The sequence below is a fragment of the Duganella sp. 3397 genome, assembly GCF_031456625.1.
Classification (GTDB): domain Bacteria; phylum Pseudomonadota; class Gammaproteobacteria; order Burkholderiales; family Burkholderiaceae_D; genus Rugamonas; species Rugamonas phyllosphaerae.
This window is the reverse complement of record NZ_JAVDVB010000004.1, coordinates 372,844-385,939: the sequence shown is the minus strand read 5'-3', so window position 1 is coordinate 385,939 and position 13,096 is coordinate 372,844. Positions and strand designations below refer to the sequence as shown.

The following is a 13,096-nucleotide window of genomic DNA, read 5'->3' as shown; positions in this document are numbered from 1 at the left end:
CCGGGTTTACCGATTGAGCAGCGCTGGCAGCAAAGCCAGCGTGCGGGCCGTGGCGCCACGGTGCTGGTTGGCGAACGCCAGCGCCTTGGCGCCCATGGCGCTGCGCACTTCCGTGTCGTTGAGCAGGGTTACTGCCTGCGCCATCAGGTCGGGAGCGTCGGCCACGCGCACGGCGCCGCCTGCTGCCACCGCTTCCTGCGTGACCAGTTCGAAATTGAAGGTATGCGGGCCGATCAATACCGGCTTGCCGAGGGCGGCCGGTTCGATCAGGTTCTGGCCGCCCAGCGGCAGCAGGCTGCCGCCCACGAACGCAACGTCGCATACGTCGTAGTAGGCAAACATTTCCCCCATCGAGTCGCCGAGCACCACGTCGATATGGGCCGCCAGCGGCGTACCCAACTCCAACGTGCTGCGGCGCTGCACGTTCAGTCCCTGCCAGCCGATCAGTTTTTCCACGTCGTCGAAGCGCTGCGGATGACGGGGCACGATCAGCAGCAAGGTCTTGGCCGGCAAATCCGCGCGGGCGCGGCGAAACGCTTCCAGTATCAGGGCTTCTTCACCGTCGCGGGTGCTGGCGCACAGCAGCACCGGCCGCGTGCCAATAGCGGCACGCAGGCTGGCGCCCACGGCCAGCGCCGCTGGGGGCACCAACACGTCGAACTTGATGCTTCCGGTTACTTCCACGCGTGGCACACCCAGGGTGCGCACGCGCGCGGCGTCGGCTTCGGTTTGTGCAGCAACCAGCGTGATGCCCTGCGCCGCTTCGCGGATCAGCACACCAAGGCGCTGCGCCTTGCCCAGCGAACGCTGCGACAGACGCGCGTTGGCCAGCAGCACCGGCACACCGCGCCGGCCACAAATGGCGATCAGGTTGGGCCACACCTCGGTTTCCATCAGGATGCACACCGACGGCTTGAAATGCCGGATGAAACTGGACACCATCAGGCCGGTGTCGTACGGCAGGTACGCTTGCACCAGCCGCGCGCCATGCCTGGCGAACAGGGTGCGACCGGTCGCGCGGCCGGTGGGCGTCATATGGGTCAGCACCACGCGGCTGTGCGGATATTCGGCCAGCAAGGCATCGATCAGCGGCTCGGCGGCGCGGGTCTCGCCCACCGACACGGCGTGCACCCACAATACCGGCGCTGCGGCTGACGAAACAGCCTTACCGTAAAAACCCAGGCGCTCGGCCCAATGCTGGCGGTAGCCGGGTTCGCGGCGCCCGCGCAGCCACAGGCGCGCCAGCACCAGCGGCAACGCCAGCCACCACGCCAACGAATAAAGCAGGCGCATGTCAGGCCCCTGCCAGCAGGGTGCGGGCGGCGGTCAGCACCTGCGCCACCGTCGGCGGTGCGCCGGTGTCGCCGAGGTTGATGATGCGCGGCGACCAGTTGCCCTCGGTCTTCCAGCGCGGCGAGTCGGCGTAAATTTCGACCGTGGGCCGCACGAATGCAGCGGCGATATGGGTCAAGCCGGTGTCGACGCCGATCACCAGGTCGGCGCGGCGCGCCAGCAGCACGGCATCGGCCATCGACAGCTTGGGCAGCAGCTGCGCATTGGGCAGGCCGGCTGCCAGTTGCTCGGCTTCGGCCTTTTCTTTCGGTGAGCCCCACGGCAGCAGGATCGGCATAGGAGCAGGCTCGTCCGCCAAGGCGCGGCCCAGCGCGATCCAGTGCTGCGGCGCCCATTTCTTGGCGTCGCGCGCGGTGCCGTGGAAGAACACGGTATAGGCGGCCGGCATCCAGTCGGGACGCGGGGTGTCGGCAGCGAACGGCGCCAGGCCAAAGTCGGCTGGCGTATCGACAGGGTAGCCGAGCGCGGCGCCGGCGACGATGCGTCCACGCGCCACCGCGTGGGTACGCGGATCGGTCGGCACACTGAGGTTGTGGAAGATGCGCGAAACGCCTTCGTAACCGGAACCTTCGCTGCCGTTGGCCATGCCGACCTTGCGCCCGCCCTTGACGACGCGCGCAGCGCCCATGATCACGCCGGTCTTGAGCAGGCCCTGGGTGTCGAACACATAGTCGTATTCCTGCGCGCGCAAGGTGCGAAAAAATGCCTTGATTTCGGCCCGGGTCTCGGGCTTGCCCAGGCTTTTGCGCCAGCGCCGCAATGCGAATGGAATGATGGTGCGCACCCGGGGGTTGAGCCGCACCAGGCTGACAAAGCCCTCTTCCACCACCCAGTCGATATTGGCGTCCGGGAAGTGGCGGGCGATGTCTGCCACCATGGGCAGGTTATGCAGGACATCGCCCAGCGACGACACGCGCACCAGCAAAATATTCAACGGCTTGCCGCCGCGCGCTTGCGTCACCATGGGTTAGAACGGCAGTTCGGCGTCCGGCTTGGCGGCCAGGATCACGCTGCGGAACTGGCCCTGGATGCGCGCCAAAGCTGCCGGCGTCTCGGCTTCGAAACGCATCACGATCACCGGCGTGGTGTTGGACGAACGCGCCAGGCCGAAACCGTCCTCGTATTCCACGCGCAGGCCGTCGATGGTGATGATCTGCTTATTGCCCGGGAACTCGGCGTTGGCGCGCAGGTGGTCCATGACGATGAAGTTCTCGCCTTCGGCCAGGTGCAGGTGCAGCTCTGGCGTGCTGTCGGACTGCGGCAGCGCGTTGAGCAGCGCCGACGGATCGGCCTGTTTGGTCAGGATTTCCAGCATGCGGGCGCCGGCGTACAGGCCGTCGTCGAAACCGTACCAGCGGTCCTTGAAGAAGATGTGGCCGCTCATTTCGCCGCCCAGCGGGGCGCCGGTTTCCTTCAGCTTGGCTTTCACCAGCGAGTGGCCGGTCTTGTACATCAATGGCACGCCGCCCGATTTTTCGATGTACGGCGCCAGGTGGCGCGTGCACTTGACGTCATACAGGATCTGCTCGCCAGGATTGCGCGACAGCACATCTTCGGCAAACAACATCATCTGGCGGTCCGGATAAATGATCTGGCCATCCTTGGTCACCAGGCCCAGGCGGTCGCCGTCGCCGTCGAAGGCGAGCCCGATCTCGGCATCGGTCTCTTGCAGGCAGCGGATCAGGTCCTGCAGGTTTTCCGGGTGGGCCGGATCGGGATGGTGGTTGGGGAAGGTGCCGTCCACTTCGCAGAACAGCTCGATCACTTCGCATCCCATGCCCCGATACAGGTCGCCGGCAAACGCGCCGGCCACACCGTTGCCGCAATCGACGGCGATCTTGATCGGGCGCGACACCTTGACGTCGCCGATGATGCGCTCGAGATACTGGGCGCGGATGTCGTGGGTGGCGTAGGTGCCCGGCACGGCGGCCGTGGAACCATCGTGATCGACGATGCTCTGGTACAAGGCTGTGATCGAATCACCGTGAATGGCCTCGCCAGCCAGCACCATCTTGAAGCCGTTGTAGTCGGGGGGATTGTGGCTGCCGGTGACCATGATGCCCGACGCCGCACCGAGCACGTTGGTGCCGAAATACACCATCGGCGTAGCGACCACGCCCAGGTCGATCACATTGGCGCCCGCCGCCTGCAGTCCTTGCGCCAACGCAGCCGTCAGGGCCGGGCCCGAGAGACGACCGTCGCGGCCGATCACCACGGTATGCTCGCCCTTGGCCAGGGCGGCCTGGCCGAACGCCTGGCCGATCTGGCGGGCGACGCCCTCGTCGAGGGTTTTATCGATGATGCCGCGAATGTCGTAAGCTTTGAAGATCGTTTTGGATAAGGAAACCATAGTGTGTAGGAGCGCAGGTCGTGCCAGTGCCGGCGGCGCAGACCGTCAAGCAAGAGCGGATTAAAGGGAAGTGGCTGCAGCAGGATGAAGCATGATGTCAAACTGCGATAATGGTGACATAGTAAGTGCGATATCGACGACAGGCAAGCCCTGCCGCCGCAAGCCGAACATTTCAGTTACTTAAATTTTCAGGCCGGCGATATCGTTGCCGCCATCGACCCAGTCCTTGACCCATTTCGGCTGGCGGCCACGGCCGGTCCATTGCTGCGATGCGTCGGCCGGATTGCGGTAGCGCGCTGCGACCGGGCCGGTACGGCCACCACGCACGGGGAGGCTGCCCAGCAGTTCCTTGAGCGGCAAACCGACGCCGCGCGCGATGGCGTGGATTTGCTCGAGCGCCTCGGCCCTGCCCTGGGTGGCGCGCTGCGCCAATTCATCTTTTAACTGGTCCTGCAATTGACGTAATTGCGCGGAAGTTAATTTACTCAGGTCCATGTCGATCCTTTAAGTGATAACGAACTATTTTCGCCGGCAGAATATATTACCTCATCACGGAAAAGTCACGGTTTCTTATGCCGTATCATCCAGCGCGGGGCTTTAAAACGCACGATGCGCACATAAATCCAGATATAGCTGGCCATAAATACCAGGCAACAGCCCATTAACACCGGCGTGTTATTCCAGAACAGGGTGGCCGGTATCACTGCCGAGAGCGAGAACAGCCACAAATAAGGGGAAGTGAGCGAATTGCGGCGCACCAGCGCCCGCGCTTCCTTGCGCCCCACCGCCCATTGCACCACCCGCCGAAAGATCAGGCTATGCAAATGGATGCCATCGGGTATGGCCGGGGATTTTCCGCGAACAAACATTCTGCGGTACACCGAGAACAGGGTTTCAAATGCGGGATAAATTAATAACAATGCCGCGTACCAGGTTGACACCTCGGGATTACGCATCACCAGCAACAAGGCCAGTTCTCCCAGCATGAAACCGATGAAATAAGCGCCGCCATCGCCGAGAAAGATCAGCCCTACCGGATAATTCCAGATCAGGAAACCGGCGGTGGCGCCGGCCACCATCAGCGCGGCCACCAGCACGAAAGTATCGCTCACTTGCAACGCCACATAGCCGAGCGAGAGCAACATGCAGATGCACACCACGCTGGCCAGGCCATTGAAGCCGTCGATGATGTTGACCGCGTTGGCGATGCCGGAGACCGCCAGCACCGTCAGCGGCAAGGTAAACCACCAGTGGCTCAGCGCCAGCACGGCAAACGGCCAGTCGATGCGGTCGATGCGGGCGTCGAGCAGGAAGAACCCGAGCCCGGCGGCAATCATGGTCAGCAGCAGGCGCCGCGCCGGGCTCACCCGCCCCGTGTAATCCTCGATGATGCCGCCGGCGAACGCTACCGCCGAGCACAGCAACAAGCCTGCCAGCCATGCGCCCATGGTGGGCACGCGCCAGACGGAAATGGCGGAACTGAGCGCCACCGCCAGGAAAATCGACAATCCGCCGATGCGCGCCACCCGGTGCGCATGCACTTTCTGCACGCCGGCCACGTCATCGAGCGCGGCCCCGTGCAGCCGCGATTCCTTGATTACCAACAAGGTCAAGAGCGCGGAAGCGATAAAGCTCAACAAGAAAGAAAACATAGATGGTCCATGGTACCGAAGGCGCCTGCTACGTCCGACGTCCTGGTTGTCAGCACGTCAACGCGATTGTACCGGATCGCCGGTAGCCGTCGTGTATTGGTGGGGATCTATGCGCGCAGCAAGGGAGGGGGCGATGCGCGGCGCATAAAGGTGCGCCGCGATCTTAGCAGTGGAAAATCGGTAAAGCTTGCTTGCTTACCAATCGATACAAACTCGCCAAATTTGTAACATGTTGCTGCGATGTTACTGGCCCATGCACAGGTGCAGGGCCTGCTTCCAGTCGGGCAGGCGGCAGAAGCGCGATACCAGGCGTTCGGACGACATCACTGAATATTGCGGACGGCGAGCCGGGGTCGGATATTCGGCGCTACCGATCGGCAGCACGCGGCACGACAGGCCGGCAGCTTCGACGATGGCCTGGGTGAACTCGAACCAGGTGGTCTGGCCTTGTGCACTGAGGTGATACACGCCGCTGTTCTGACCCCACCACTCCGGACCGCCCTGCCGGGCTTGCGCCAGCACCAGGGCCGTGGTGTCGGCAATGGTGCGGCTCCAGGTCGGCGCGCCATGCTGGTCTGCCACAACCTTCAATTCCTCGCGCTCGCTGGCCAGGCGCATCATGGTCAGCAGGAAGTTCTTGCCGCGCATGCCATACACCCAGCTGGTGCGGAAGATCAGGTGATCGATGCCGGCGGCGGCAATCGCCTGTTCGCCGGCCAGCTTGCTGGCGCCATACACGTTGAGCGGGCCGGTGACATCGTCCTCGCCGCGCGGCTGGGGGTTGCTGCCATCGAACACGTAGTCGGTCGAATAATGCACCATGGCAGCGCCCAGCAATTTGGCTTCCTGCGCCATCAGGCCCGGTGCTTCGGCATTGACGCGATACGCCAGTTCCGGCTCGCTCTCGGCCTTGTCCACGGCGGTGTAGGCGGCCGGGTTGACGATCAGTTGCGGACGCACGGTACGGATCACGTCGCGCACCTGGTCGAGGTTGGACAAGTCCATGACGTTGCGGTCGACTGCCACCACGTCGCCCAGGCCTTGCAGACTGCGCGCCAGCTCGTAACCGACCTGGCCGGTGCTGCCGGTCAGCAGGATCTTCATGCGAAGACCTCGGCGTCGGCCAGCAGCGCTGCTACCTGGTCCTTGCCCGACAACTGCGGTTCGCCGTCGAGCGGCCACTCGATGCCGATCGCCGGATCGTTCCACAGCACCGCGCGCTCGAATTCCGGCGCCCAGTAATCGGTGGTCTTGTAGAGGAACGACGCCACGTCGGACGTGACCACGAAGCCGTGCGCGAAGCCGGCGGGTATCCACAACTGGCGCTTGTTCTCGGCCGACAGCTCGATACCGAACCACTGGCCAAAAGTTGGCGAGCTCTTACGCAGATCGACGGCGACGTCGAACACCGCGCCTTCGGTCACGCGCACCAGCTTGCCCTGGGCTTGCTGAATCTGGTAATGCAGGCCGCGCAACACGCCCTTGGCCGAGCGCGAATGATTGTCTTGCACGAAAACCGGATCGACGCCCGACAATTCCTTGAAACGACGGGCGTTATAGCTTTCGAAAAAATAACCGCGGTCGTCGCCGAACACGCGTGGCTCAATCACCAGTACGCCTTCCAGCGGGGTAGTAATCACATTCATCGGGTAACAACCTTATCTTGCAAAATCTGCAGCAAATACTGGCCATAATTATTTTTCTTCAGCGGCTCGGCCAGCTTGCGTACCTGGTCGGCGGTGATATAGCCCTTGCGGTAGGCGATCTCTTCGGGGCACGCGACTTTCAGGCCCTGGCGCTTTTCGATGGTGGCGATGAACTGCCCCGCTTCCAGCAGTGAGTCATGGGTGCCGGTATCGAGCCAGGCCATGCCACGTCCCATCACTTCCACCTTGAGCTTGTTCTGCTCGAGGTAGACGCGGTTGACGTCGGTAATTTCCAGTTCACCGCGCGGCGACGGCTTGATGCTGGCGGCGATGTCGCACACCTTGTTGTCGTAGAAATACAGGCCGGTGACCGCGTAGTTCGACTTTGGCTTGAGCGGCTTTTCCTCGATCGAGATGGCGGTGCGGCCGTCGTCGAATTCCACCACGCCGTAACGCTCGGGATCCTGTACGTGGTAAGCGAACACGGTCGCGCCTTGCGGCTCGTCGTTGGCGCTGCGCAGCAAACCATCGAGATCGTTACCGTAATAAATGTTATCGCCGAGGATCAGCGCCGATGGCGCATCGCCGATGAATTCCCTGCCGATGATGAATGCTTGCGCCAGGCCGTCCGGCGATGGCTGTACCGCGTAGCTGAGCTTGATACCCCACTGGCTGCCATCGCCCAGCAGATCCTGGAAGCGCGGCGTGTCTTGCGGCGTCGAAATCAGCAGGATTTCGGTGATGCCAGCGAGCATCAGCACCGTCAGCGGATGATAAATCATCGGCTTGTCGTAAATCGGCAGCAACTGCTTCGACACAGCCATCGTGACCGGGTACAAACGGGTGCCGGAACCGCCGGCCAGGATGATGCCCTTGCGATTCAGGGTGTTACTTGGGGCGCTCATTGCTGGCCTTCGCGATTGAAGTAGTTGGTTTCTACCCAGTTGGCATAGCTGCCCGACTGCACGTCGGTGACCCAGGCCTGGTTGTCCAGGTACCATTGCACGGTCTTGGCGATACCGGTCTCGAAGGTCTCGGCCGGCTTCCAGCCCAGTTCGCGCTCGAGTTTGCGGGCGTCGATGGCGTAGCGGCGGTCGTGTCCCGGACGGTCTTTGACATAGGTGATCTGGGCGCGATAGCTGCTGCCGTCGGCCTTCGGCTTTTGCTTGTCGAGCATGTCGCACAAGGTGTTGACCACTTCGAGGTTGGCCATTTCATTCCAGCCGCCCACGTTGTAGGTCTCGCCCAGGCGGCCGGCTTCCAGCACGCGGCGGATTGCCGCGCAGTGGTCGCTCACGTACAGCCAGTCGCGCACCTGCTGGCCGTCGCCGTAGATCGGCAGCGGTTTGCCGGCCTGGGCGTTGGCGATGATCAGCGGGATCAGCTTTTCCGGGAAATGGTACGGACCGTAGTTGTTCGAGCAGTTGGTGGTCACCACCGGCAGGCCGTAGGTGTGGAAGTACGAGCGCACCAGGTGGTCCGAGGCGGCTTTCGATGCCGAATACGGGCTGTTGGGCGCAAACGCGGTGGTTTCGGTAAACGGAGCATCGTCCGGGCCCAGCGTGCCATACACCTCGTCGGTGGACACGTGCAGGAAGCGGAACGACGCTTTTTCTGCGTCCGGCAGCGCCGACCAGTAAGCGCGTGCGGCTTCCAGCAGGCTGAAGGTGCCGTTGATATTGGTGTTGATGAATTCGCCAGGACCCACGATCGAACGATCGACGTGGCTCTCGGCGGCGAAGTGCACCACCGCGCGTGGCTTGTGTTCCTGGAACAGCGCCAGTACCTGGGCCTGGTCGCAGATGTCGCCGCGCACGAAGATGTGGCGCGCATCCTGCTTCAGGGTCGCCAGGTTATTGAGGTTGCCGGCATACGTGAGCTTGTCGAAGTTGATCACTGGCTCATCGGACTGGGCCAGCCAGTCGAGGACAAAATTCGAACCGATGAAACCGGCACCACCTGTAACAAAAATCATTTAGTATCCTGCGGCAAGCGTTAGTTAATATTAGGCGATATTTTATGTGAAACTTCCGTGCTGATGGGCAAAAATCGACATCGTGCCCTGATTTCCCCGTTATTTTCAAATGTCCAAGCAACGATTCCGTGAGTATTTAATATGAAAACCTATGTCATCGGGGATCTGCAAGGCTGCCACGAGCAAGCCTTGTCCATGCTCGACCGCATCCGCGCGCACGCGGCCGAATGCGGTGACATGGAACCTGCCATCCTGTTTGCCGGCGACCTGATCAACCGGGGCCCCGACTCGCTGGCCACCCTGCGCCACGTGCGCCAACTGGCGCTGGCCAGCGACGGTCGCATCGACAGTGTGCTGGGCAACCATGATCTGCACCTGCTGGCGGTGGCCCATGGCATCCGGGCTGAGCACAAGTCCGACACCCTGTCGGCAATTCTGACCGCCCCCGACCGAGACGAACTGATCGACTGGGTGCGGCGCCGGCCGCTGGCGATTGGCGTCCATGCCGCCGGTCGCCAGCACGTCCTGGTCCACGCTGGATTGTTGCCACAATGGAATCCTGAGCAAACCCTGGCGCTGGCCGACGAGGTGCACGCCATGTTGCGCGGTCCCGATAACGAATTTGCAGAATTCCTGGCACAGATGTACGGCAATGAACCGGCGCACTGGTCGGACCGCCTGCAAGGCGCCGACCGCCTGCGCTGCATCATCAACGCCATGACACGGCTGCGGTTTTGCGATGCCGATGGCGTAATGGACTTCAAGATGAAGGAAAGCGGCAAGGCCGACCCGTCGTCCGGGCTGATGCCGTGGTTCGAGGTGCCGGGCCGCCAGAGCGCAAACGCCACCGTGGTGTTCGGCCACTGGTCGGCGCTGGGGCTGACGGTGCGGCCCGACCTGATCGGCCTCGACAGCGGTTGCGTATGGGGCGGGCAATTATCTGCCATGTGCCTGGAAGACCGCAGCTTGCTGCAAGTGCAATGTCCGCAGTTCCAGGAGCCAGGCAAGAAGAAAGCCTAGTGCAAAGAAAGCCTAGTGAACGCCGGCGGATACGCCCAGGGCGGCAGCGACGGCCTGTTGCGCCACCTCGGCCAGTTCGCGCCGGTGGGCGCCCGTGGTAGCGATGGCGGGCATGATGGCCACCCGCGCCGTCACCGGCGGGCCGTCCAGGATCGCCACGATGCTCTCGGCAAACGTCATCTCGCCGATGAAATCGACCGCATGGTGCAGCGCGCCCTTGGCATCGACGTAACGCAGCGCGAACGGCTGCACCGGCACGCCGGCGTCGATCGCCGCTTCGAACAGGTTCGCGTGGAACGGCAGCAACTCGCCCTGCGAGGCGGTGGTGCCCTCGGGGAAGAACGCCACGCGCTCGCCGCGCTGCAAAGTCGCCACCAGTCCTTCGAAAATCAGGCGCAAGTCGCGCCGATTGCCACGCGCAATAAACACCGTGCCGGCTTTTTGCGCCAGCCAGCCGGCCAGCGGCCACGACCGGATTTCGGCCTTGGCCACGAAATGGCTCGGATACAGGCTGTGGATGACGAAAATATCGAGCCACGACACATGGTTCGATACCAACATCGCCTGCGCCAGCACCGGCGCTGGCGCACCCGATAACGCGCCGCCATCCTGCGCCACCGTCACATTGCAGAGCAACAGCAACTTGCGCGACCAGCGGCGAATCTGACCGTTGCGCCGCTCCTGCCCCAGCCACGGGAACACGACAGCGCAAATCGCCATGCCTTGCAGCACGTGCAACAGCACGCGCGCCAGGCGCAACATCGTCGACAGCTTCATGCCATCAAGAACGCTGGAACGCGACGTGACCTGCCACGATGGTGATGCGCACCTGCCCGGCCAGGTTGTAGCCGAGGAAAGGCGTGTGCTTGCCCTGGCTGGCCAGGGCCGACGCCTCCACCGTCCAGTGTGCTTCGGGATCGAACACCACGACGTCGGCCACCGCGCCGACCGACAAGGTACCGGCTGCCAGCCCGGCCACGCGGGCCGGCTCGGACGTGATGCGCGCGATCGCGCGCGCCAAAGGACGGGTAGCGCCAGTATTTTGCTGGGCCGCGTAGTCGGTGGCCCATTTCAGGCTCAGTGACAGCAGCAGTTCCAGGCCGGTGGCGCCAGGCGAGGCTTCGCCGAAGGGCAGCAGTTTTTCGTCGTCGTCGACCGGCGTGTGGTCCGAGCACAGCGCGTCGATGGTGCCGTCGAGCAGGCCCAGGCGGATCGCGTCGCGGTCGCGCTGGCTGCGGAATGGCGGCGTCATGCGGGCATTGGAGTCGAAGAAGCCGATGTCGGCGTCGGTCATGTGCACGTGGTGGGCGCCGACGTCGCAGGTGACCGGCAGGCCTTCGGCCTTGCCGCCACGGATCAGCTCCAGGCCGGCAGCCGACGAAATGCGACACAGGTGCACACGGGCGCCGGTGGCGCGCATCAGCTCAAAAATCGTGTGCAGGGCAATGGTCTCGGACATGACCGGCACGCCGGACAGGCCCAGGCGCGAGGCCAGTGGGCCGCTGGCAGCGATGCCGCCGCGGCCGATGTGCGCATCCTGCGGGCGCAGCCACACGGTAAAGCCGAACGTGGCCGCGTATTGCAGCGCGCGCAGCAGCACGTTGGTGTCTTCGATCGGTTCCTCGGCCTGCGAGAAGCCGATGCAACCCGATTCGGTCAGCTCGGCCATCTCGGTGAGCGCCTTGCCTTTCAGGCCCATGGTCAGTGCGCCCAGCGGGTGCACGTGAGCCTGGTTCAGCGAACGGGCCCGATGTTTCAGCATTTCCACCAAACCGGGTTCGTCGAGCACCGGGTCGGTATCGGGCGGGCACACCAGGCTGGTCACGCCGCCTTGCATGGCGGCCTGCATTTCCGAGTCCAGCGTAGCCTTGTACTCGTAACCCGGTTCGCGCAGGCGCGCGGCCAGGTCCACCAGGCCAGGGGCCACGACCAGGCCGGCAGCGTCGATGGTGTGGTCGGCGGTAAAGCCCACAGGTGCTGTGCCGATGGCGGCGATCTTGCCATCGACAATGTAGACATCGTGCCGGCCATCGATGCCGTTGGCCGGGTCGATCAACTGGCCGTTCTTGATAATGATTTTGTTCATACCTGCGTTCATCCCTGCGTACCTGCCACGATGCTCATCACCGCCATGCGGACGGCGATCCCGAAAGTTACCTGCGGCAAAATCACCGCTTGTGCGCCATCGGCCACGGCCGAATCGATTTCCACGCCCCGGTTCATCGGACCGGGGTGCATCACGATGGCGTCGGGCTTGGCCAGCGCCAGGCGCTCGGGCGTCAGGCCATAGCTCTTGAAGTATTCCTGCGCCGATGGCAGCAGCGCGCCGCTCATGCGCTCGTTTTGCAGGCGCAGCATGATGATCACGTCGACATCCTTCAGGCCCTCATCCATGTTGGTGAAGGTGCGCACGCCCATCTGCTCGAGGCCGCCCGGCAGCAAGGTATGCGGGCCGATCGCGCGCACTTCCGGCACGCCCAGCGTGGTCAGGGCGTGAATATCGGAACGGGCCACCCGGCTGTGCAGGATGTCGCCGACGATGGCCACGCGCAGATTCGTGAAATCTTTCTTGTAGTGGCGGATCGTGTACATGTCCAGCAAGCCCTGGGTCGGGTGGGCATGGCGGCCATCACCGGCGTTGACCACGTGCACGTGCGACTGCCTGGTTTCCATCAGGTGCTTGGCGATCAGGTACGGCGCGCCCGACTGCGCGTGGCGCACCACGAACATGTCGGCGTGCATGGCTGACAGGTTGTCGATGGTATCGAGCAGCGACTCGCCCTTGCTGGCCGACGACGCCTGGATGTTCAGGTTGATCACGTCGGCCGACAAGCGCTTGGCGGCGATCTCGAAGGTGGTGCGGGTGCGCGTGGAGTTCTCGAAGAACAGGTTGAACACCGATTTGCCGCGCATCAGCGGCACTTTTTTCACATCACGGTCGGAAATGCCGACGAACGACGACGCCGTATCGAGGATGTGATTGAGGATGGACTTGGGCAGTCCCTCGATCGACAGCAGGTGCTGCAGTTCGCCGTGTTTGTTCAGTTGCGGATTGAGCATGGTGGTTGGGCGCGGAGTTGAGCGTAGAGTTGAGCGTGGA

Annotated in this window: 13 protein-coding genes; 1 reads left to right on the top strand and 12 read right to left on the bottom strand. The window is 63.3% G+C overall.

From position 1 onward, the window contains the following. Positions 1–6: 6 nt before the first annotated feature. The 9 genes from waaA to rfbB form a co-directional block, all read right to left on the bottom strand. Positions 7–1,293: a lipid IV(A) 3-deoxy-D-manno-octulosonic acid transferase gene (waaA, locus tag J2X54_RS14485; protein WP_310181538.1), complete on the bottom strand. Its 1,287-nt coding sequence runs from the start codon at positions 1,291–1,293 to the stop codon at positions 7–9. A gap of 1 nt (position 1,294) precedes the next feature. After that, entirely contained in the window at positions 1,295–2,317 is a 1,023-nt protein-coding gene (waaC, locus tag J2X54_RS14480) for a lipopolysaccharide heptosyltransferase I (RefSeq protein ID WP_310181537.1), read from the bottom strand. Positions 2,318–2,320: 3 nt separating this feature from the next. Further along, a complete protein-coding gene (locus J2X54_RS14475; RefSeq protein ID WP_310181536.1) occupies positions 2,321–3,703 on the bottom strand; it encodes a phosphomannomutase/phosphoglucomutase in 1,383 nt (460 codons plus the stop codon). Positions 3,704–3,883: 180 nt separating this feature from the next. Continuing rightward, on the bottom strand, positions 3,884–4,198 hold the full coding sequence (locus J2X54_RS14470) for an H-NS histone family protein (protein ID WP_310181535.1): 315 nt from the start codon (positions 4,196–4,198) through the stop codon (positions 3,884–3,886). A 65-nt stretch (positions 4,199–4,263) separates the two neighbouring features. Further along, a complete protein-coding gene (locus J2X54_RS14465) occupies positions 4,264–5,355 on the bottom strand; it encodes a glycosyltransferase (protein ID WP_070248327.1) in 1,092 nt (363 codons plus the stop codon). A 243-nt stretch (positions 5,356–5,598) separates the two neighbouring features. After that, positions 5,599–6,459 (bottom strand): dTDP-4-dehydrorhamnose reductase, encoded by an 861-nt coding sequence (gene rfbD / locus J2X54_RS14460; RefSeq protein ID WP_310181534.1) that lies wholly within the window; start codon positions 6,457–6,459, stop codon positions 5,599–5,601. Then, the gene (gene rfbC / locus J2X54_RS14455; protein WP_070248332.1) at positions 6,456–7,001 is read right to left on the bottom strand and encodes a dTDP-4-dehydrorhamnose 3,5-epimerase; all 546 of its coding nucleotides are present in this window, start codon (positions 6,999–7,001) and stop codon (positions 6,456–6,458) included. Before rfbC ends, rfbD begins: the two co-directional genes overlap by 4 nt. Then, complete coding sequence (gene rfbA / locus J2X54_RS14450) at positions 6,998–7,906, bottom strand: glucose-1-phosphate thymidylyltransferase RfbA (protein WP_310181533.1); 909 nt, start codon at positions 7,904–7,906, stop codon at positions 6,998–7,000. The genes rfbC and rfbA overlap by 4 nt, the downstream gene beginning before the upstream one ends. Then, positions 7,903–8,976: a dTDP-glucose 4,6-dehydratase gene (rfbB, locus tag J2X54_RS14445; protein ID WP_310181532.1), complete on the bottom strand. Its 1,074-nt coding sequence runs from the start codon at positions 8,974–8,976 to the stop codon at positions 7,903–7,905. The genes rfbA and rfbB overlap by 4 nt, the downstream gene beginning before the upstream one ends. Positions 8,977–9,117: 141 nt before the next feature. On the opposite strand from rfbB, the gene J2X54_RS14440 reads away from it, so the two are divergent. Beyond that, complete coding sequence (locus tag J2X54_RS14440; protein WP_310181531.1) at positions 9,118–9,996, top strand: symmetrical bis(5'-nucleosyl)-tetraphosphatase; 879 nt, start codon at positions 9,118–9,120, stop codon at positions 9,994–9,996. Between the two features lie 12 nt (positions 9,997–10,008). Here J2X54_RS14440 and J2X54_RS14435 read toward each other — a convergent pair whose 3' ends face one another. From J2X54_RS14435 to J2X54_RS14425, 3 genes are read right to left on the bottom strand one after another with little or no spacing between them, the layout of a single operon-like run. Beyond that, positions 10,009–10,773 (bottom strand): lysophospholipid acyltransferase family protein, encoded by a 765-nt coding sequence (locus tag J2X54_RS14435; RefSeq protein ID WP_310181530.1) that lies wholly within the window; start codon positions 10,771–10,773, stop codon positions 10,009–10,011. Positions 10,774–10,777: 4 nt separating this feature from the next. Continuing rightward, positions 10,778–12,082 (bottom strand): dihydroorotase, encoded by a 1,305-nt coding sequence (locus J2X54_RS14430; protein WP_310181529.1) that lies wholly within the window; start codon positions 12,080–12,082, stop codon positions 10,778–10,780. A gap of 8 nt (positions 12,083–12,090) precedes the next feature. After that, on the bottom strand, positions 12,091–13,056 hold the full coding sequence (locus tag J2X54_RS14425; RefSeq protein WP_310181528.1) for an aspartate carbamoyltransferase catalytic subunit: 966 nt from the start codon (positions 13,054–13,056) through the stop codon (positions 12,091–12,093). Between the last annotated feature and the right edge of the window lie 40 nt (positions 13,057–13,096).

Coding starts and splice junctions, on each gene's coding strand:
- waaA (WP_310181538.1), bottom strand. CDS start 1,293: ATGCGCCTGCTTTATTCGTTGGCGTGGTGGCTGGCGTTGCCGCTGGTG.
- waaC (WP_310181537.1), bottom strand. CDS start 2,317: ATGGTGACGCAAGCGCGCGGCGGCAAGCCGTTGAATATTTTGCTGGTG.
- J2X54_RS14475 (WP_310181536.1), bottom strand. CDS start 3,703: ATGGTTTCCTTATCCAAAACGATCTTCAAAGCTTACGACATTCGCGGC.
- J2X54_RS14470 (WP_310181535.1), bottom strand. CDS start 4,198: ATGGACCTGAGTAAATTAACTTCCGCGCAATTACGTCAATTGCAGGAC.
- J2X54_RS14465 (WP_070248327.1), bottom strand. CDS start 5,355: ATGTTTTCTTTCTTGTTGAGCTTTATCGCTTCCGCGCTCTTGACCTTG.
- rfbD (WP_310181534.1), bottom strand. CDS start 6,459: ATGAAGATCCTGCTGACCGGCAGCACCGGCCAGGTCGGTTACGAGCTG.
- rfbC (WP_070248332.1), bottom strand. CDS start 7,001: ATGAATGTGATTACTACCCCGCTGGAAGGCGTACTGGTGATTGAGCCA.
- rfbA (WP_310181533.1), bottom strand. CDS start 7,906: ATGAGCGCCCCAAGTAACACCCTGAATCGCAAGGGCATCATCCTGGCC.
- rfbB (WP_310181532.1), bottom strand. CDS start 8,976: ATGATTTTTGTTACAGGTGGTGCCGGTTTCATCGGTTCGAATTTTGTC.
- J2X54_RS14440 (WP_310181531.1), top strand. CDS start 9,118: ATGAAAACCTATGTCATCGGGGATCTGCAAGGCTGCCACGAGCAAGCC.
- J2X54_RS14435 (WP_310181530.1), bottom strand. CDS start 10,773: ATGAAGCTGTCGACGATGTTGCGCCTGGCGCGCGTGCTGTTGCACGTG.
- J2X54_RS14430 (WP_310181529.1), bottom strand. CDS start 12,082: ATGAACAAAATCATTATCAAGAACGGCCAGTTGATCGACCCGGCCAAC.
- J2X54_RS14425 (WP_310181528.1), bottom strand. CDS start 13,056: ATGCTCAATCCGCAACTGAACAAACACGGCGAACTGCAGCACCTGCTG.